General features: G+C 67.4%; 11 protein-coding genes. 4 read left to right on the forward strand and 7 right to left on the reverse strand.

The genetic code is table 11. The features are described 5' to 3' along the window. Window positions 1-15: 15 nt before the first annotated feature. Window positions 16-1,329 (reverse strand): M20 family metallopeptidase, encoded by a 1,314-nt coding sequence (locus tag JJL56_RS11415; RefSeq protein WP_211111837.1) that lies wholly within the window; start codon window positions 1,327-1,329, stop codon window positions 16-18. Window positions 1,330-1,565: 236 nt separating this feature from the next. Between JJL56_RS11415 and JJL56_RS11420 the strand changes: the two genes are divergently transcribed. The 3 genes from JJL56_RS11420 (at window position 1,566) to rffA (ending at window position 7,781) form a co-directional block, all read left to right on the forward strand. After that, on the forward strand, window positions 1,566-2,564 hold the full coding sequence (locus tag JJL56_RS11420; RefSeq protein ID WP_200485187.1) for a LysR family transcriptional regulator: 999 nt from the start codon (window positions 1,566-1,568) through the stop codon (window positions 2,562-2,564). 372 nt (window positions 2,565-2,936) lie between these two features. Then, complete coding sequence (locus JJL56_RS11425; protein ID WP_200485188.1) at window positions 2,937-5,756, forward strand: carbohydrate-binding domain-containing protein; 2,820 nt, start codon at window positions 2,937-2,939, stop codon at window positions 5,754-5,756. A 504-nt stretch (window positions 5,757-6,260) separates the two neighbouring features. Next, entirely contained in the window at window positions 6,261-7,781 is a 1,521-nt protein-coding gene (gene rffA, locus JJL56_RS11430) for a dTDP-4-amino-4,6-dideoxygalactose transaminase (RefSeq protein ID WP_425599129.1), read from the forward strand. A gap of 135 nt (window positions 7,782-7,916) precedes the next feature. On the opposite strand, the gene JJL56_RS11435 is transcribed toward rffA, so the two are convergent. The 6 genes from JJL56_RS11435 to JJL56_RS11460 form a co-directional block, all read right to left on the reverse strand. Beyond that, window positions 7,917-9,182, reverse strand: a complete 1,266-nt coding sequence (locus tag JJL56_RS11435) for a glycosyltransferase family 4 protein (RefSeq protein WP_200485189.1) — start codon at window positions 9,180-9,182, stop codon at window positions 7,917-7,919. A gap of 13 nt (window positions 9,183-9,195) precedes the next feature. Then, on the reverse strand, window positions 9,196-10,533 hold the full coding sequence (locus JJL56_RS11440) for an O-antigen ligase family protein (RefSeq protein WP_200485190.1): 1,338 nt from the start codon (window positions 10,531-10,533) through the stop codon (window positions 9,196-9,198). Continuing rightward, window positions 10,530-11,756 carry a glycosyltransferase family 4 protein gene (locus tag JJL56_RS11445; protein ID WP_186452863.1) on the reverse strand — a complete coding sequence of 409 codons (1,227 nt, stop codon included), beginning with the start codon at window positions 11,754-11,756 and terminating at the stop codon, window positions 10,530-10,532. The genes JJL56_RS11440 and JJL56_RS11445 overlap by 4 nt, the downstream gene beginning before the upstream one ends. Then, on the reverse strand, window positions 11,743-13,020 hold the full coding sequence (locus JJL56_RS11450) for an MATE family efflux transporter (protein WP_247891031.1): 1,278 nt from the start codon (window positions 13,018-13,020) through the stop codon (window positions 11,743-11,745). The genes JJL56_RS11445 and JJL56_RS11450 overlap by 14 nt, the downstream gene beginning before the upstream one ends. Further along, complete coding sequence (locus tag JJL56_RS11455) at window positions 13,017-15,263, reverse strand: NAD-dependent epimerase/dehydratase family protein (protein ID WP_200485191.1); 2,247 nt, start codon at window positions 15,261-15,263, stop codon at window positions 13,017-13,019. The genes JJL56_RS11450 and JJL56_RS11455 overlap by 4 nt, the downstream gene beginning before the upstream one ends. A 270-nt stretch (window positions 15,264-15,533) precedes the next feature. Continuing rightward, the gene (locus JJL56_RS11460; protein WP_145624572.1) at window positions 15,534-17,885 is read right to left on the reverse strand and encodes a GumC family protein; all 2,352 of its coding nucleotides are present in this window, start codon (window positions 17,883-17,885) and stop codon (window positions 15,534-15,536) included. A gap of 549 nt (window positions 17,886-18,434) precedes the next feature. Between JJL56_RS11460 and JJL56_RS11465 the strand changes: the two genes are divergently transcribed. Continuing rightward, window positions 18,435-19,382, forward strand: a complete 948-nt coding sequence (locus JJL56_RS11465) for a UDP-glucuronic acid decarboxylase family protein (protein ID WP_145624571.1) — start codon at window positions 18,435-18,437, stop codon at window positions 19,380-19,382. Window positions 19,383-19,443: the final 61 nt, after the last annotated feature.

Genomic DNA, 19,443 nt, shown 5'->3' on the forward strand with positions numbered 1-19,443 from the left:
CTCGTCACGCGACCGTTATGGATCGATGGATTCGAGGCCGCACCAGTCGGCCATGAACAGGGCCAGCACGGCGGTCACCTTCGCCATGCTGTCGAGCGAGACGGACTCGTCGATGCCGTGGATGCGCTCCGCCTCCGGGCCGTAGCAGGTGGCCGGCGTGTCGCCGTAGAGCACGAAGTTGCGGACGTCGGTGGTGCAGGTCTGGGCCAGCTTCGGCGCCGGCGTTCCGAAGATCGACCGATGCGCGGCGTCCAGCGCCTCCAGCATCGGGTGATCGGGGTCCAGCGTGCAGCCCTCGGCCTGGAAGCCGCGGAAGATGACGCGGGCGTCGATCCCCTTGAGGTCGGAGTCGCCGCGACAGGCCTCGGCCACCGCGCGTTCGATCTCGGCGCTGACCTCGGCGGCGGCGCGGCCCGGCGGGAAGCCGAAGCGCAGCTCCATCCGGCAGCGGGTGGGGACGGAAGAGGCCCATTCGCCGCCGTCGATGTGCCCGACGTTCAGGTTGTAGGGGTGGTGATGGTGCGCGTAGGCGGGATGCCGCCCGTCGGGGTGGTTCCAGGCCGATTCCAGCGTCTTCAGGTGCTTCAGCACGCGGAAAGCCGCCTCGATGGCGTTCAGCCCGGCGCCGGTGTCGAGCACATGGGCGGGTCGGCCCGTCACCTCCAGCTCGCAGCGGATCACGCCGACCTGGGCGATCTGGAGCGTGTGGTTGAAGGGTTCCGGGATCACCGCGGCGTCGGCCTTGTAGCCGCGGGCGACGCAGGCGAGCGCGCCGTTGCCGGTGCATTCCTCCTCGACCACCGACTGGAGATAGACCGGGGCGGCGGGCTGGACGCCCAGGCTCCGCAGCGCCTTGAAGGCCATGACGTAGGCGGCGATGCCCGCCTTCATGTCGCCGGCGCCGCGCCCGTAGAGGCGCCCGTCGCGGATCACCGGCTCGAAGGGCGGGGCGGACCACAGCTCCTCCGGCCCGGTCGGCACCACGTCGATGTGGCCGTTCAAGATCAGCGACTTGCCGGTCGCGCGCCGGGGCTTGTGGACGCCGACGACGTTCTCGCGGCCTTCGTAGGAGATCAGCGAGGGGGACCAGCCGGGCTGGGCCTTCAGCGCCTCCTCGTCGATGGCGAAGCGGTCCACCTCCAGGCCCATGTCCCGGAAGATCCGTTCCATCAGATCCTGCGCCGGGCCTTCCTGCCCCAGCAGGCTGGGGCTCCGGACCAGATCGGACAGCAGGCGCACTCCATCCTCGCGCAGCGTCGCGACCGCACCCAGGATCGCATCCCGGTCCACGGCTGCAATGCTCCGCCCACCCTCGTGGGATGCGGGCATGACGACTCCGTTCTTACCACTCCGCCGCGCAGTCGTCCGTGTGTGTCGGCAAATCTCCGGACAGACACTGTGGCGATTTCGACTTTCGGACTAGGACCCCGGTTTTGCCCGTTTGGGCGAAGCCGGGGATCGACCGCTGACGACCGGTGTATTACAATTCAGCTTCTCATCTTCCGCCAAATCGATAATCCTCATTGCCGACATAAGCAGGATTTATGGCGATGGGATTCCCCCCGATGACGGCGCGCGATCTGGAGCGGCTCGGCCACCAGCTCGACTGGAACCTGCTGCGCACCTTCATGGTGATCGTGCAGGAGCAGGGGCTGACCCGCGCGGCGCAGCGTCTCGGGCTGACCCAGCCGGCGGTGTCCCAGGCCCTGAAGCGGCTGGAGGACCAGATCGGCCGCAGCCTGATCGAGCGTGGGCAGGGCCGTTTCCGCGTGACCGAGGCGGGCGAGATCATCTACGCCGAGGTGCTGGAGATCTACGGCAACATCTCCCGCTTCGCCGTCCTGATGCGCGACATCCGCGAGGAGATTTCCGGCCATATCCGAATCCTGCTGGCCAGCCGGATCCAGTCGCTGCTGTTCGACGCCCTGCTGGAGCGCTTCCACGCCACCCACCCGCAGGTGACCTTCCGGCTGGACGTGATGGCGAGCGCCGACGTCCACATGGCGATCCAGCAGAAGACCGGCTCGCTCGGCCTCTGCCTGATGCGGGAGCCGCCGCCGTTGGTCGAGCACGCGCTGTTCGCCCGCCAGATCTACCGTCTCTATTGCGGGCCGCGGCATCACCTGTTCGGCCGCACCGGCCTGACGCTGGGCGACCTGCGCAGCGAGGGGTTCGTCTCCTTCACCTCCGACCAGATCGGCGGGGTGCTGTCGCCGCTGGCCGTCTTCCGCGCGCAGGAGGGGATCGAGAGCCGGATCGTCGGCGCCTCGGTCAATCTGGACGAGGTGCGGCGGATGATCTCCGTCGGGCTGGGAATCGGGCCGCTGCCCCGCCATGTGGCGGAGCGCGACGTGCGCGACGGCCTGCTGTGGCCCTTGCCGCCGGAGGAAGGGGTGGCGCCGGTGGACATCCATCTGCTGTGGAATCCCGCGTCCAAGATGAACCGGGCGGAGCGCGCCTTCATCGAGCATTGCCGCGCCGCCGTCGCCGCCATCCCGCTCGACCTGCGTTTCGATCCGGCGGCGGTGAGCGAATGGATCGACCGCCAGTTCGGCGGCGACTGATCCCTCCGCGTTTTCGATGTCTCAACGGGTTTGCGCCGTCGTCCAGCGGATGACGCGCCCCGGCGCGCCCGTTTCACAACTGGTCGGCTGACTTTCCCCCTGGGCCGGGTGGGCTTCACCCGCGACGCATGGCGCTTTCGCGCTTGAAGAGGCCGCAAGCAAAAATTCCCATTCTCTTCCCCGCTCTTTGATAAGCGGAAGATTCCTTTTTGAAAAACAGAGACTTCCTGGAGTCTTCGCAAAAGATGCCGGGAATCTCACAAAAATGCCCCGCCGGCCACCGTCCCCGAATTGGTAGTAAGTGCATATGCCAAAGGGCGAAACGCCTGAGAACTCATATCAGAAGACAACATCGTAAGAGAGCATTGACATATGGCCAACCTGTACGGACCTAAGACGCTGACGGCCCCCGCTGGTGCGATCGTCATAGCACCGGGCGCCAACATCCAGTCCATCGTCAATGGCGCTCCCGCTGGCGCGACCTTCTGGTTGCAGCCGGGCGAGTACCGTCTCCAGTCGATCACGCCCAAGGACAATCAGACCTTCATCGGGGCCGAGGGCGCCGTGCTGAACGGGTCGAAGCTGCTGACCGGCTTCACCCAGGACAGCGCCGGGCGCTGGGTGGTCGGCGGGCAGACCCAGCAGGGCGAGCGTCGCGCGACGGACGAGGCGACGCCCGGCGCGATGCGCGCCGGCTATCCGGAAACCGTCTATGTCGACGACAAGCCGCTGACCCCCGTTGACGCGCTGTCGAAGCTGAAGGCGGGAACCTTCTACTTCGATTACAACGCCGATAAGATCTACCTCGGCGACAACCCGGCGGGCCACAAGGTGGAGGCCGGGACGACCGCCCGCGCCTTCGGCGGCACCGCGGACGGCGTGACGGTCAAGAACCTCGTCATCGAGAAATACACCCCGCCGGCGCAGGAAGGCGCCATCCAGGGCGACGTCAACTGGACCATCCAGGACAACGAACTGCGGCTGAACTACGCGGTCGGCGCCACGGCGCAGGACGGCAGCAAGTTCATCGGCAACTACGTCCACGACAACGGCGAGATGGGGCTGGGCGGCGCCGGCGCCAAGATCCTGGTCGAAGGCAACGAGATCGCGCGCAACGGCGCCTGGTCGGGCATCGACGTGTTCTGGGAGGGCGGCGGCACCAAGTTCGCCTACACCACCGATCTGGTGGTCCGCGGCAATTATTCCCACGACAACACCGGCTTCGGCCTGTGGACCGACATCGACAATGTCGGGACGCTGTACGAGAACAACGTGCTCGTGAACAACAGCGGCGGCGGCATCACCCACGAGATCAGCTACGACGCCGTCATCCGCAACAACGTGATGGTCGGCAACGGCGCCAAGCCGCAGGCCGAGGGCTGGCTGTGGGGCGGGTCGATCCAGATCCAGAACTCGCAGAACGTCGAAGCCTACGGCAACAAGATCGACATCACCGGGGTCAAGGGCGCCAACGGCATCGTGATGATCCAGCAGGACCGCGGCGCCGGGGAATTCGGGACCTGGACCACGACCAACAACAAGGTCCACGACAACATCATCGTTTCCAAGGACGGCAACGGCCAGTCGGGCGGCGTCGCCGACCACAATGAAGCCGGCATGCTCAACGGCGGCAACGTGTGGGACAACAACACCTACTACATGCCGGACGGCGACCGCTGGCGCTGGGGTGACTTCCCGGAAGGCGACAGCTGGTCCGCCTACATGAACGCGACCACGCAGGACGAGCATTCGACCCTGTCCCAGGCCTATCCCTCGACCGCCGGCTGGACGACGGTCACGCCCACCACCCCGACCAACCCGCCGGCCCCCACCCCGACCGACACCACGCCCCCCACGGTCAAGGTGAGCATCGCCGACACCAGCGTGACCAAGGGCGAGGCGCCGCTCGTCACCTTCGCCTTCAGCGAGGCGGTGAAGGGCTTCGCGCTGGCCGACACCACGGTGAAGGGCGGCACGCTGAGCGGCTTCAAGACGGTGGACGCCTCCACCTACACCGCCGTCTTCACGCCCTCGTCCAACACGAAGATCACCGACGCCAACGTGGCGGTGAAGGTGGGCAGCTACACCGATCTGGCCGGCAATGCGGGCAAGGCGGGCGCCTCCGCCGGCTTCGCGGTGGACACCACGACGACCACACCAACCGTTCCGACGACGCCGACGGCCAGCGTCACGACGATCAAGGTCAACGCCTCCGGCGCCGCCGCGGGCGGGGTGAACGCGCATTTCAAGGTTCTGGTGGACGGCAAGGCCATCGGCGATGCCACGGTCGGCACGGCGGCGAAGGACTACAGCTTCTCCACCACGCTGACCGCCGGGCAGCCGCACAAGGTGCAGATCCAGTATGACAACGACGGCTTCGTGAACGGGCAGGACCGCAACCTGTTCGTCAACAAGATCACCATCAACGGCACCGCCCACAACCCGACCGACAGCATCGTCAGCTACGACAAGGGCGCGCTGGACGGCAAGGACGTGGTCAAGGGCCAGTCGTCGATGTGGTGGGGCGGCACGCTGGTGGTCGATGCCCCCGCCAAGGAGTTTCCCGCGGGCGGCACGCTGCCGCAGAGCGGTCCCAGCACCACGACGATCACCGTCAACGCCTCCGGCGCTGCGGCCGGCGGGGTGAACGCCCACTTCAACCTGCTGGTGGACGGTCAGAAGGTCGGGGAGGGCGTGGCCGGGACCTCGGCCAAGGACTACAGCTTCACCACCAGCCTGAGCGCCGATCAGGCGCACAAGGTGCAGATCCAGTACGACAACGACGCCGTGGTGAACGGGCAGGACCGCTCGCTGATCGTCAACAAGGTCACCATCAACGGCAAGTCTGTCTCCGCCACCGACAGCATCGTCACCTACGACAAGGGTGCCTTGGACGGGAAGGACGTGGTCAAGGGCCAGTCCGGCCTGTGGTGGAACGGCACGCTGGTGGTCGACGCCGACAAGAGCTTCTTCCCCTCGGCCACCCCGGTCGGCGAGGCCACGGCGCTGGCGCTCGACGCCGGAACGGACAGCGTGTGGAGCCACGTCGCGGCCCAGCAGGCGGCGGCCGCTCCGGCGGCGTTGGCCGATGTGACGGTGGCGAACAGCGTGTACGGGGCCATGCCGGTCGACGCCGGCTATGACCCGCTGTTCGACCACGTCGACCCGTCGCTGCTGAGCCACGCGGCGTAACGCGGCTTCGGCCGCCTGGTAAAAGGGGGGCGGTCCATCGACACTGGACCGCCCCCCTTTTTTTGTCGTGGCCGCGAGGCTTGGCCCGCCATATGGCCATGTGCGTGCTGGACGGCGAATCCGGCCGGTATCCGTCTCTGACACCATCTCTAGAGGCATGGCATGAGCGACCGTCCGATGACGTCGCTGATCCAACGCTGTGAATAGCCCGTCTCCTCGGAGACAAGCTTTGCTGAGCGCTCCGGGGGCAGCAGCCAGATAATCTGCAGATGCGAACGCTGCGCCCCATCCTTCTCGCCCCGATAGAGCCGATACAGTTCCGCCTCATTGAGATGGCGGACCAAATGAACCTCGCTTCCCATGCCTTCCAACATGGGATCGGCCGCGCCTCATTGGGATCATTCATTTGCCGTTGGTATTACACATCGCCCAATTGAGTCTCTGATGGGTAAGCGCACCACTATCATTCAATCTAGCTACGTGTCCTAGAAAGGTCGCTTTGATATCATCTGCTCGATAGACGGATTTCCCCTGTTCGACTGCGTGTCGTTTGCTTGGTGCGGCTGGCACAACCGCATCAAGACGGTGCGGGGTGTGCAATGGCTGACAACCCCGACCGAGACCAAGGGACGCTATCAACAGGCCATCCAGAAAACACGGATCGCCGGGTCCTGGGCGGGCGAGCGGTGGATGGCGATCAGCCGTGCCCCTCATTTCGCCGCGCTCGCTCCCCGACCCAGGGCGTTCTACGGCGAGTTCGAGCGCGAGGTGATGTTGATGAGCGACATGAAGATTGGCTTCAACCGCCCCAAGTTAGCCGGCAACGAACTGGAATACATCCGCCAGTCCCTGGAGCAGGCGCACATTTCCGGAGACGGAGCGTTCACCAAACGCTGTCATGCGTGGCTGGAACAGCGGCTTGGGGCACCGCAGGCCTTGCTGACCCATTCCTGCACGGCAGCGCTGGAGATGGCCGCCCTTCTGACCAACGTCTGTCCGGGGGATGAGGTCATCATGCCCTCCTACACCTTCGTGTCCACCGCGAACGCCTTCGTGCTGCGCGGAGCGGTGCCTGTCTTCGTGGACATTCGGCCGGACACGCTGAACATCGACGAGCGCCTGATCGAGGCGGCGATCACGCCCCGCACCCGCGCCATCTGCGTGGTGCATTACGCCGGCGTCGCCTGCGAAATGGACGCGATCTGCGCCATCGCCGCCCGGCATGGTCTGGCGGTGATTGAGGATGCCGCGCAGGCGCTGATGTCGGCGTACCGCGGCCGTCCGCTCGGCACCTTCGGCGCCTTGTCGGCCTTCTCCTTCCACGAAACCAAGAACCTGATCTCCGGCGAGGGAGGCGCCCTGGTCGTCAACGATCCGGATTTGATCACCCGCGCCGAAATCATCCGCGAGAAGGGCACAAACCGCGCGCGCTTCTTCCGTGGCGAAGTCAACAAGTACAGCTGGGTGGACGTCGGTTCGTCCTATCTTCCCTCCGACATTCTGGCGGCGTTTCTTCTCGCTCAATTCGAGAATGCCGAGCGACTGGACGAGGAGCGCCATGCCTTGTGGAACGCCTACCATGAGGCACTGGCACCGCTGGAGGAATGCGGCCTGTTGCGCCGTCCGCTGATCCCGGTCGAGTGTCGGCACAATGCACATCTGTATTACGTCCTGGCGCGCACAGCCCGTGAGCGCAATGCGTTGATCGCCCACCTCCGAGCGAACGGCATTCAGGCGCCGTTTCATTACGTGCCGCTGCACACCTCGCCGGCCGGACGGCGTTTTTCCCGCGCCGCAGGGAAATTGCCCGTTACGATCGATCTCTCCGCAAGGCTGCTGCGTCTTCCGATGTGGTACGGGTTGGGCGCTGGAGCCGGGCACGTGGTCGAAGCTGTGCAGGACTTCTTCCGCACGGCCTACTCAAGGGCGGCGGCAACGACAGGCTATGCTGCCTCAAAGGCGTCGGCGCGTAATCTGGCTTGGGTGCGAAGCACATCCGGCGAGGTTCATACCAACGCCAGCTGAGGGCGCCACCGGCATGACCCTCTCGATCAATGCGAGCGCATTGATCGAGAGGGTTCCACGGTTGGAAAATGATGGAAGCAATCATTTTCCAACCGCATCAATCGTTCCGGCATTGGCCTTTTCCCATGCTTGCTCTTATGCCGGTGCCGGCGTGTAGAGGTCGGGGGTGATGCGGCAGCTCGCGAAATCCTGGGCGCGCGCGTGGGCGGCACGGCTCATGGCGCGCAGGCGCGGGCGGTCCTGGTCCAGGGTCACGATGGCGTCGGCCAGCCCGTCGATCACCTCCGCCGCCGCCCGCCCGCGGCAGGGAATGGCGAAGCCGCAGGAGGAATCGATCATGATTCCCGAGCCGCCGAGATCGAGGCAGATCACCGGCTGCGCGTTGGCCAGCGCCTCCATGATGACGTTGGCGGCGGAGTCGTGCAGGCTGGGGAACAGAAGCGCGTCGGAGCTTCGCAGCACCTCCATATAGTCGGGCTGCGACAGCCATTCGATGAAATCGACATGTTCGGCGATGCCCAGCCGGTCGGCGAGAGTCTTCCACTCCTCCGACTGCGGACCGCTGCCGATCATTTGAAGGCGTGCCCGCGCCCCCTTCTCCAGTGCCCTGGCAAGAGCCGCCAGCGCGTAGTAGCCACCCTTCCAGTAGAGGAAGCGGCCCGAGAAGCGCAGCTTCAGCGGCGCTCCGGCATCGCCGCCGGTTTGGGCTTTCATCGGCACGAAGCGTTCGGGCGGGAGGGAGCAGCCGAAATGCTGGCGCGCCTTGTGGCGGTCCCCGGAGGGCAGGACGTGGCGGCTCTCATGGGTCTTCACATAGATCAGGTTGTAGCGCCGGTAAGTCAGGCGCAGGAAGGGGTCGATGCGCGTCATGGCGATGGCGGCGTCGCGGACCAGCTCCGTCGCGATGGCCTTCCAGCCCAGCGGGCGGATCAGCGGCCAGGGCGCCCGCTCCCCGCCGCCGACCGGGCCGATCACCGACAGGGGCGCCAGCCCGCCGCAGAAGGCGGGGAAGCGGATGCCGCCGATGGTCACGTTGTGGATGATGTCGAAGGGCTGCTGGCGCACCAGCTCCTTCACCACCGCCCGGCAGCGCCATTGCCACGCGATGTAGGACAGCTGGAACCGCGTCTTGCTGTCGTGATGCGCCATGGTGTCGGGGCGGTCGATGAACACGAAGTCGTCCGGTTCGAAGGCGGTTTCGCCGCGCGCGATCTTGCCCAGGATCTTCGGGCGCAGGCGCCCCTGCGTGACCACCGTCACGCGGCAGCCCGAGCGCTTCAGCCCCTCGCCCCAGTTCCAGCCGTTGGCGGATTCCGACCCGCTGTCCGGCTCGCAGGCGAAGGCCACCAGAAGAACCGACTTTCCGGAATTGGCGGATTCGCCGGTGAACGGCACGCTCATCGTCCATCCTCCCTCATGAATGCGGCAGCGGGGACCGGTTTTCGAGTTCGTTGCGGTAGATCAGGCCGGCGGCGATGCCGACGCCGAACAGGACCCAGAACCAGATGCCCAGCATCGGCCCCTCCAGCGTCACGTCGAAGGAGGCGTTGATGACGATGGACAGCCAGTAGCAGAAGAGGAAGACGAACAGCCGCGCCCAGGCGCGGTCACCGTTGCGGCGGGCCAGCAGGAAGGCGCGCATCATGAAGACCGACCAGCTTCCCAGCAGCGCCACCCACAGGGCGAAGCCGGGCACCCCGGCGCGGGCGAGGATCGTCATGTGGGCGTTGTGCGGGCTGCGCAGCACCTGTCCGTCCTCGGCGTCGACCACCTGGAACCCGTCGTCGTCGGCCAGATTGATGCCGAAGCCCTTGCCGTCCCAGAAATGGTCGCCCTGCACGGTGTAGCCGATGATCTTGTCCCACCACATGATGCGCCATTGCTTGGTGCCGTCGAGCGTGGCGGTGTCGGTGGTCCCCATGATGCTCATCACGTTGGTGACGAGCTGTTCGACCGACAGCTTCCGCGACGAGACCTCGATCTCCAGGTTCAGCACCAGCGCCACGATGACGGTGACCGCGGCGATGCCCAGCAGCGGGGCGAGCTGCCGGCTGCGCGGCACCAGGGCCAGCGCGACGGCCAGCGGCACGACGATGGCGAGCATGCCGCCGCGGCTGTGCGCGGCGACCAGCGCCATGCCGAACACCAGCATCGCCAGATGCAGCGGGTTCAGGCGGCGGAAGCCCAGCAGCACGAACAGGGCGACGCCCGCGAAATGCACGCCGACCTCGCCGGGGCGCAGGCTGATGAAGGGGACGCCGTAGCGCGGCCAGGTGGGGATCTGCGCGTTCAGAAGCTGGAACAGCGGATAGACGACCGGCATGACCGTTACGAAGAACACCGCGAAGCCGCCATAGGCCAGCACGAGGCGGCGCAGCCGTTCCGGCTCGTCGTACAGCAGGGCGATGACGACGAAGGCGAGCAGCCCGTACATCACGATCACGCTGTCGCGCAGCGCGTCGAAGCTGTAGGTGCCGAAGTAGGGCAGCGTGCGCGCCAGCACCCAGACGATCAGGATCGACAGCAGCGTTCCCGGCAGGCTGGACACGGTGGCGAAGACCCCGCCAATGCGCAGCATGACCAGCAGGCCGGAGAGCAGCAGCACCTCCCCAATGAACAGCGGCGGCGCCCCGATGTAGGCGAAGCCGCGCCCGGCCAGGGAATAGCCCAGCAGAACGACCATCAGGAAGGTCAGATAGTGATCCGCGGCGCGGGTCCGGCTGCGCTTCGGCGTGGAGAGGACGGCGCTCATGACGGGCGTCCGTAAGCGGCGGCGCGCAGCCGGGCGGCGATCCGACCCCAATCGCCGATCGCCACCACCATGCGGTGGGCGTTGGCCGCCATGCTCTGCCAGGCGCCGGGTCCGGTCCGCTCGGCCCGCGCCAGCGCGTCGGCCACCGCCTCCGCCGTCAGGGCCGACACGCCGAAGCCGGCGCCGTGGCCCTCCACATAGGGGACGAGGCCGGTCTCCCGCGTCACGATCAGCGGCAGGCCGGACAGGGCGGCCTCCAGGCAGCCGGTCGGCATCACGTCGTAGCGCGAGGTCAGCGTGAAATAGTGCCAGCCCGCCATCATCGCCGCCTTCTCCGCCCCGAAGACCGGGCCGTGGATGCGGATGAGGGTGCCGAGGCCGTGGGCGTTCGCCCGCCGTTCCAGCTCGGCGCGTGCGGGGCCGGACCCGGCCAGTTCCAGCACCCCGCGCCCGCCGGCGCGGCGGTAGGCGGCGAAGCCGTCGATCAGCAGGTCCACGCCCTTGTGGTCGATCTCGTAGCGCGCGCAATAGCCGAAGGTCAGCCGGTCGCCGTCCGGTGCTGCGCGCGGAACGGCGGCGGGAAGGCCGCCGCGCCGCGCCGACCAGGCGGTGTTGGGCAGCAGGCGGACGGCGGCGGCGGGGGCCACCCGGCGGACGATGGCGGCCTCCTCCTCCGTGATGGCGTGGACGAAGCGGGCGCGGGCGAAGGCCGGGCCGTCGAAGACGCGCAGCCACGCCGCGGGCAGACGGCGGCGCACCCGGCCCGCGATGTCGTAGACGTGGGAGCACTGGCCGTGCAGCGTCACGCCATAGGCGACGCCGCGCCGGTGCAGCCCGCGGGCGAGCGCCGCGAACAGGGGCTTCACCGCGCCATGGATGTGCACCAGCGTGTCCGGCCCGGCGCCGTCGAGCAGGCGGTCCAGCGTCGCGTCCGCGATGGTCAGTGAACGTCCCGACAGCCGTGGCCCGCCGAGGGGGAAGCGCTGCGCCGGGCAGTCCGCCGGGATGCCGGTCAGGGCGTCCGGATCGTCGGAGAACAGGCACAGCCGAGCGTCGTCGCCCATGGCGCGCTGCTCCGCGATCAGGCTGCGCACCACATTGTGCAGCCCGTTCGCCGAGGAAGGGTGGGCGATGGCCGGCTGGATCACGACGTGCCGGAGGTCGAGCGGGCGCAGCGGGGACTCCTCCACGGGAAATGCGGCGCTGCCGTCAGCGGGCGACATGGGCGGTCCTCGTCTTGGAGAGGTAGTAGTGGGCGGCGCCGACGCGCAGCAGGCTGGAGAACAGCAGGGCCATGCACACCCCGGCGACGCCGTACATCGCCGCCAGCGGGCCGACCACGGCGAACACCGCCAGCGTCCCGGTGACGTTCACCACCAGCGCGAACTGGCTGCGCTGCACGCCGTAGAAGTAGGAGCAGACCATCTCCGCCAGATAACCGGCCAGCGCCCCGATGGAGAGCAGGCGCAGCGGCCAGTCCTGGTCGGCGTAGGGCGACATGGCGCCGTAGACGACGTTCAGCATCTGGTGCGGGATCAGCAGACCCAGGCTGTAATAGACCAGCAGCGGCGCTGCCCCGATGACGACGTAGCCGCGGATCGCCAGCCACGCCTGCTCGTCCGGATGGAGCCCGCCGGCGCCTGTGGACAGGCTGCTGCGCCCGCGCGCGGCGATCTGCGGGACGAGGTTGCCCATGCCGATGATGATCGGGTTGGCGATGTTCACCAGATTGACCACGGCCTGGAACGCCGCGGTCGACGCCATGCCGTCCATCGCCGCCATCAGCCAGACGAGGCTCTGCACCCGCAGCATCAGGAACAGGTTGTTGGCGAGCGCCCAATGCCCGATCGACCAGAAGCGGCGGACGACCGCCGGCAGGTCCGACAGGCCGCTGAAGCGCGGGCGCAGGATGGCGAAATGGACCACCGCCCCGGCCAGCGCCGGACCGGTCATGGCGATGAACACCCGCTCCAGCGTCAGATGGCCACCCAGCGCCATCAGGTTCAGCACGGCGATCTGGCCTAGATAGGTGACGCTGTCGCCCCACAGGGCCTTGTCATGCTTCAGCCCGGACATCAGCCCGCGCCGCCCGATCTCCTGCACCTGCCAGACGATGAAGTAGACCACGGCGGGGCCGACCAGTTCCGGCATGCCAAGCCCGTACCCGACCAGCGCCAGGATGCCGGACAGCGGCAGGATCGATCCGGTGGTCATCAGGACGGCGCGGCCCGCCAGGGTCCGGCGTTCGGCGGGGTCCAGCACTGCGCCTTCCACCGACAGCGGGTACTGGATCAGGCTGACATTGACGACCTGGAGCGCCAGCAGCACCGAGAGGAAGAAGACGAAGGTCCCGTATTCCTCCGACGAGAAGTTGCGGGCGAGCTGGATGTTGATGGCGAACATGCCCAGGCTGACCACGCCCTGGTCGGCGAGGGTCCAAAAACTGCGGACCAATGAGGCTGGCAGGGACGCCGGGATCATCTTCATGCGCTGCCGACCCGCGTCGTCTCGGTGGGGAGGGGGGCAGGCCGGGGCGTGGGCTGCCGGTCTTCGTTGGCGGGGCGGGCGGGAGCGGTGCGCGGTGCGTCGCGGTAGGCCCAGCGCAGATAGTCCGCGGTCAGCGCCATGCCGTCCTCGAAGGTGAAGCGCGGCTCGTAACCGAGCAGACGCCGCGCCTTGCCCAGATCGATGATCGCCTTGGCCTGATAGAGCGCCAGCTTCTGCGCGTCGGGCAGCCAGAGCTGGTTGCGGCTGGCCTTCTTCTTCAGGAAATAATGCACCATCACGAGATGGCGCAGCCGTGGCGGCAGGCTGTCGAACCCGCCCTGGAGAAGCCGGCGGGCCGGACGCCAGCGCACGATGATCTGGATGATCTTCTTCGGGTCCTGTAGCACCATGGCGATGTCGCGCCGCAGGCTCTTCATCTCCTTGCGGATGGCCTCGGCGGGCTGGAAGCGCAGGCTGTCCACGCCCAGCGCCTCCTGGAAGCGCCCGAAGACGGCGGCCCAGGGCGGGGCGTCGGGGCCGGAGATCACGAAGCGCTCCCCGATGGCCTGCGGGCTGCGGGTCGCCGCGATCATCGCGTCCACCAGATCGTCGATGTAGACGGCGTTGCACAGCCCGCCTTCCTGCGGCAGCACCACCGTGCCGCTCAGCAGCATCTCGGCGGGGGCGTTCGTCCAGGGCTTGCAGAAGGGGCCGTACACGATGGAGGGCTGGAGCACCACCCCCGGCAGGCCGCGCTCCCTCGCCGCGTCGAGCACCATCCTTTCCAGATCGAGCTTGTTCTGGACGTAGCTCCAGGCCCGGTCGCCGTCGCGCGTTTCCTCCGACAGTGGGCCGTCGGGCAGCGGTTCGTAGACGGAGAAGGTGCTGAGATGGACGAAGCTCTTCACCCCGTTGGCGAGGCTGGCGTCGATCAGCGCGTTCATCCCGTCGATGTTCTGGCGGCGCGACCGCACGTCGTAGGCGCAGTGGAAAACCCAATCGGCGCCGGACATCGCCTTGCCGATCGCTTCGCGGTCCAGCAGGTCGGCGCGGATGATCTCCACCGGGAAACGGGCCAGCCGCACCGCCTGCGCGATGTCGCGGACGATGCAGCGGACCTTGGCGCCATGCTCCAGGCACAGCCGCTCGACCAGCCGCCCGCCGATGAATCCGGCGGCGCCGGTCACCACCACGGTGGGTCCGTCTGTGCGGGGAGCGGCGGCGGGTGCCGGACCGTCGACCCAGGGCAGGGCCAGCGGCTTGCGGCTGGCGTAGCAGCGCTCGATCAGCGCGGTGGAGGGCAGGGCCTCGCGCCCGCCGACGGCGGCCGGGCGCCCTTCGCGGATGGCCCCGGCGAAGTCCTTCAACTCCGCCTGGAACAGGTCGCCGAAGATCTGCGGCGGGATGTGGTTGGCGGAGAAGCCGTCATGGACGAAATCGAGGATCTGCGGCACGTCCGAGGCGATCTGGTTCTCGTAGAGATGGACCTCGACGCTGCCCTTGGTGCCGAAGACGCGGATGGTGTTGCGCAGGGCGCGGGTGCGGCTCAGCTCCAGCGTTCCGGTGGCGCCGGAGGCCATGGTCAGGGACAGCCGGCAGTCGGATTCCAGCCCGCCGTGGCTGTCATCGCTGTAATCGACCTCCGCCGCCTCACCGAACCACCACAGCAGCAGGTCCAGCGTGTGCGACCCGGTGTCGAGCAGCACGCCGCCGCCCGCCCCGTCGCGGCGCAGCATGGCGGGCGAACTGATGCCCCAGTTGTAGACGAAGCCCTCCCGCGCCTCGAAGCGCAGGATGCGGCCGAGCTGGCCGGAGTCCACCAGCGCCTTCAGCCAGCGGACGCCGTTGACGTAGCGGCGCATCAGCCCGACCGCGAGCGCCAATCGACGCTCCTCCGCCGTCCTCACCATGCGTTCGGCGTCGGCCAGCGTGACGGCCAGCGGCTTTTCCATGAAGACGTGCTTCCCGGCCTCCAGCAGGCTCTGGCCGACCGGCGCGTGGAGCATCGGCGGGGCGGCCACCAGCGCCGCGTCGAACCGGTCCGCCGCCTCCCGCCAGTCGGCCACGGCGACGGGCGCGCGGTTGCGGCCCAGCAGGGCCTGCACCGCCTCCAGCCGCTCCGGCGAGGGATCGACGAGCACGCTCGGCCGCCAGCCCAGACGGAGCAGCGCCGGCAACAGGTGGTGGCTCACGATGCTGCCGCAGCCGATGATGGCAAGCCGCGGGAACTCGGCGTTGGTCATGGAATCCTCGTTCTTGGCTGTTCCCTCGGGGAGGGTAGGGTGAGGGGGTTGCGCGTGGCGGACCGTCCGGCAGAAGCGCGTCCCCCTCACCGGCTCTCAGCGGATGCCTCTGGCATCCGCCTGCCGCCGTCAGTGCTGGCCTTCGGCCAGCGCGAGAGGCCCCTATGGGCCCCCCCTCTCTCCGCTTTCGGCGGACCGGAGGTCCGCCTGTCGCGTCAGCGCAAACGTCGTTTGCGCGTGACCAGAGGGGGGAGGGCTGGTTCGACTGGGTTAGGAGTGCCGCGCGGGCGCGTGCAGGGCGTAGTAGTAGGCGTCGTCCTTGTGGCCGTACTTGATGTGCTTGGACGCGACGACCCGCGACAGCACGACGCCGCCGACCGCGCTGTCGACCGATTTCAGCTTGTTGAAGCCGGCCGTCACGGTTTCCAGCGGGGTGTGCTGCCAGCGGACGACGTAGATCACGCTGTCGGCCAGGAAGGACAGGGCCAGCGCGTCGGAGAACAGCATCACCGGGGCCGAGTCGATCACCACCACGTCGTAATTGTGGCGCGCCCATTGGATCAGGTCGCTCATAGCCTGGGAGCTGATGCGGTCGTGCGCGTCGGGGGTGCCGACGGCGTTGCCCAGGACGCCGAGGTTGGTGGTCTCCTGATGGATCAGGTCGTCGATGCCGACGCGGCCGTCCAGCAGGTCGGCGACGCTGCCCTGCGGTTGGAAGCCCAGCAGCTTCGCGATGGAGGGGCGGCGGAAATCCGCGTCGATCAGCAGCGTGTTGAGCCCCAGCCCGGCCAACGACCGCGCCAGATTGGCCGCCAGCACCGACTTGCCCTCCTTGGGGATGGAGGAGGTGACGAGCAGAACCTTGGGCGGCGTCCCCCGCTTGCGCGGCATGCAGGCCATGGTGCGCACCGTCTGGATCGCCTCGCGGAAGGCCCCGATCTCGCGGGCGCGGCGGCTGTCGGGGTGGAGAGGCAGGTTCCAGGCCGCCTCGTTGCGGGGGAGCGACGGGACCATGCCGAGGCAGGGCACGCCGGTCGCCCGCTCCACCTGGCTCGGTGTGCGCAGGCCGGAGCTGAGCCGCTCCAGCAGCAGCACCAGCGCCACCGCCAGCGCCGTGGAGCCGACCAGCCCGACGCCCAGCGACATGCGCAGCTGCGGGAAGGCCGGGCGGATCGGCGGCAGGGCCGGGGCGCTGAGATGCGCGTCCAGCGCGCCGGTGTTCTTCAGCGCCATCGTCTGCTCGTAGCGTTCGGCGAGACTGCGGTAGAGCGTGCGGTGCGCGTCGGCGGAGCGCTCCAGATCGCGGAGCTGGATGCCGGTCGCCTCGATGCCCTTCTGCTGCTCCTGCAGGTCGGCGATGCCTTTCAGCAAAGTGGCCTCGCGGATGCGCGCGACCTCCAGATCGGCGTCCAGGCCCTTCTGGATCTTGCCGACCTCGTCGCGGATGCGGGCCTTCAACTCGCCGATGCCGCGGCGGAGATTCACGATGTCCTGATGTTTGTCGCCATAGACCTGCTGAAGCTCGGCCAGCCGGCGCTCCAGCATCGCCTCCGCCTCGCGCAGCTTTTGGATCAGCGGAGAGGCCAGCACCTCCGGGATCGCCGCGGCGTTGTTGGTGGCGGTCTGGTCGCGGGCCTGGCGCACGCGGGCCTCGGCCGCCGCCTTCTGCGCCTGCGCGGCGGTCAGCTGGGTGGCGAGTTCGTTCATCTGCTGCTGGACCATGTTGCGCCCGTCCGGCGGCAGCTCCAGCAGGCTGTTCTCCTTGCGGAAGCCGCGGATGGCCTCCTCGGCGACGCGCACCGCCTCGCGCGCCTCGACGAGCCGCCCGCCGAGCCACTGGTTGACCCGCTCGGTCATGTCGCGGTTCATCGCCGTCCGGTAGTCCAGATAGGCTTGGCCGAAGGCGTTGGCGATGGCGGCGGCCTTGGCGGGATCGACCGACGAGGCCTCGATGATGATGGTGAAGGACCGATCGTCGTTGCGCGCCTCGATCCGGCGCAGCAGCGTGTCGATGGTCAGCAGGCGGGCCTGATCCGGGTCGCGGGCGATGGGGCTTTCATCGGCGCGGAACAGGGCGGTCGCCTGCTGCACGACGTGGCGCAGGATGTCGTTTCCTTCCGGCGGCAGCGCGCCGACACCGGCCTTGGTCACCCGCTTCAGCCAATGATCGTCCGCGCCGTCCGGCGCCTTGAGCGTCGGGTTGAATTCGGGATCGTTCTGCAGGCCCAGCTTCTCCACCACCCGCTCCGCCAGGGCGCGCGAGCCGACGATGGACACCTCGCTGCGCACCGCGGGAGCCTCGGGCGTCAGGTTGGACACCACCGACTTGAACTCCGCCAGCTCGACCCGCCGGGAATCGAGCTGCACCATCGCGGTGGCCCGATACATCGGCTTCAGCGACTGCATGACGTAGGTGATGGTCGCCGTTCCCAGCAGGATGACGGTGAGCAGCAGCAGCTTGCGCCGCCACAGCACGGCCAGCGTGGCGAAGACCGTCGCCTCCTGCCGGCCGCGGACATCGGAGGAGTCCCCGGCGCCCGATTGCAGGAGACTGTCCGGAAGGACGCTGGCGTGCGCTTCGTGGCCCGGAAGCGTTCCGCCTTTGCCGATCGAAGAATTCACGTCGTCGCCCCTTTTCGTCTTGCTGGCTGGCGGTCCGGTCCGGGATGGGCGTGGCGGATGGGTGCAAAGGACGCGTTGCGGTCCTTTGTTTTCATTGGAGATAACCGAAAATTCGGATGCCTGTTAAAGAGCAGAGCCGAATTGACGGAGGTGTTCCATTGCTGCAACCGTCGCCGGACAGACTTCGATTATCGTGAATGGGGCCACGCAACAATTGAAAAAAAGAAGGCCCATCCGTCTCTGTGCTTACGACGGCGACCGTCATAAATAATCATATCCGATACCCCGTCCGCGTGTTTGACGGTCAACACCGCGCCGGTCACAGTTTGCCGGGTGCAGCGGGGCCGGTTCAGGCTCCAAAACTCCGCACAATTCCAGACATGGCCATGCATTCCTGCGTAGAGGGCCGAGTGATGGCCCGTATTGCATGGCAAAATGCTGTGGCTTGTCGGCGATTTTTAAAATAATCGCGGAAGAAGTTGGGCGCGACATCCCCGCGTGTCGCCGCTGTCTGGTCAAATTTCCTGGTCAACTCCATGGAGAGGCTCAATGACGTCCACGACTGAGCGCGTTCTTGTGACAGGCGGCGCCGGGTTCATCGGATCGCACCTGTGCGAGCGTCTTCTGGCCGCCGGGAAAGAGGTCCTGTGCGTCGACAACTATTTCACGGGCGCGCGTTCGAATATTGCGCATCTGCTGGAAAATCCGAAGTTCGAGGCGGTGCGCCACGACATCACCTTCCCCCTCTATGTCGAGGTGGACGAGATCTACAACCTCGCCTGCCCGGCCTCGCCGGTGCATTACCAGTTCGACCCGGTGCAGACGACCAAGACGTCGGTGCACGGCGCCATCAACATGCTGGGGCTGGCCAAGCGGGTGAAGGCGACGATCCTCCAGGCCTCGACCAGCGAGGTCTACGGCGATCCCTTCGTCCACCCGCAACGCGAGGATTATTGGGGCAACGTGAATCCCATCGGTCCGCGCGCCTGCTACGACGAGGGGAAGCGCTGCGCCGAGACGCTGTTCTTCGACTACAACCGGCAGCACAAGGTCCCGATCAAGGTCGCGCGCATCTTCAACACCTACGGGCCGCGCATGAATCCGAACGACGGGCGCGTGGTGTCGAACTTCATCGTCCAGGCGCTGAAGGGCGATCCGATCACGATCTACGGCGACGGGTCGCAGACGCGGTCCTTCTGCTACGTCGACGATCTGGTCGAAGGGCTGCACCGGCTGATGGAAACGGACGGGACGGTGACCGGCCCGGTCAATCTCGGCAACCCCGGCGAGTTCACCATTCTGGAACTGGCGGAAACCGTCATCCGGATGACCGGTTCGCGCTCCCGGATCGAGCGGCACCCGCTGCCCCAGGACGATCCGCGGCAGCGCAAGCCGGACATCGCCAAGGCCAACGCCTACCTGAAATGGATGCCGCATGTGCCGCTCGAAGAGGGGCTGGAGCGCACCATCGCCTATTTCGCCAAGACCTATTTCTGAGCGCGGCGACGCAGCCGGCAGCGCCGCCGCATCGCTGGGGTGCGGCGGCCGGGAATGGGCC

The sequence above is a fragment of the Azospirillum aestuarii genome, assembly GCF_016632405.1.
Classification (GTDB): Bacteria; Pseudomonadota; Alphaproteobacteria; order Azospirillales; family Azospirillaceae; genus Azospirillum; species Azospirillum aestuarii.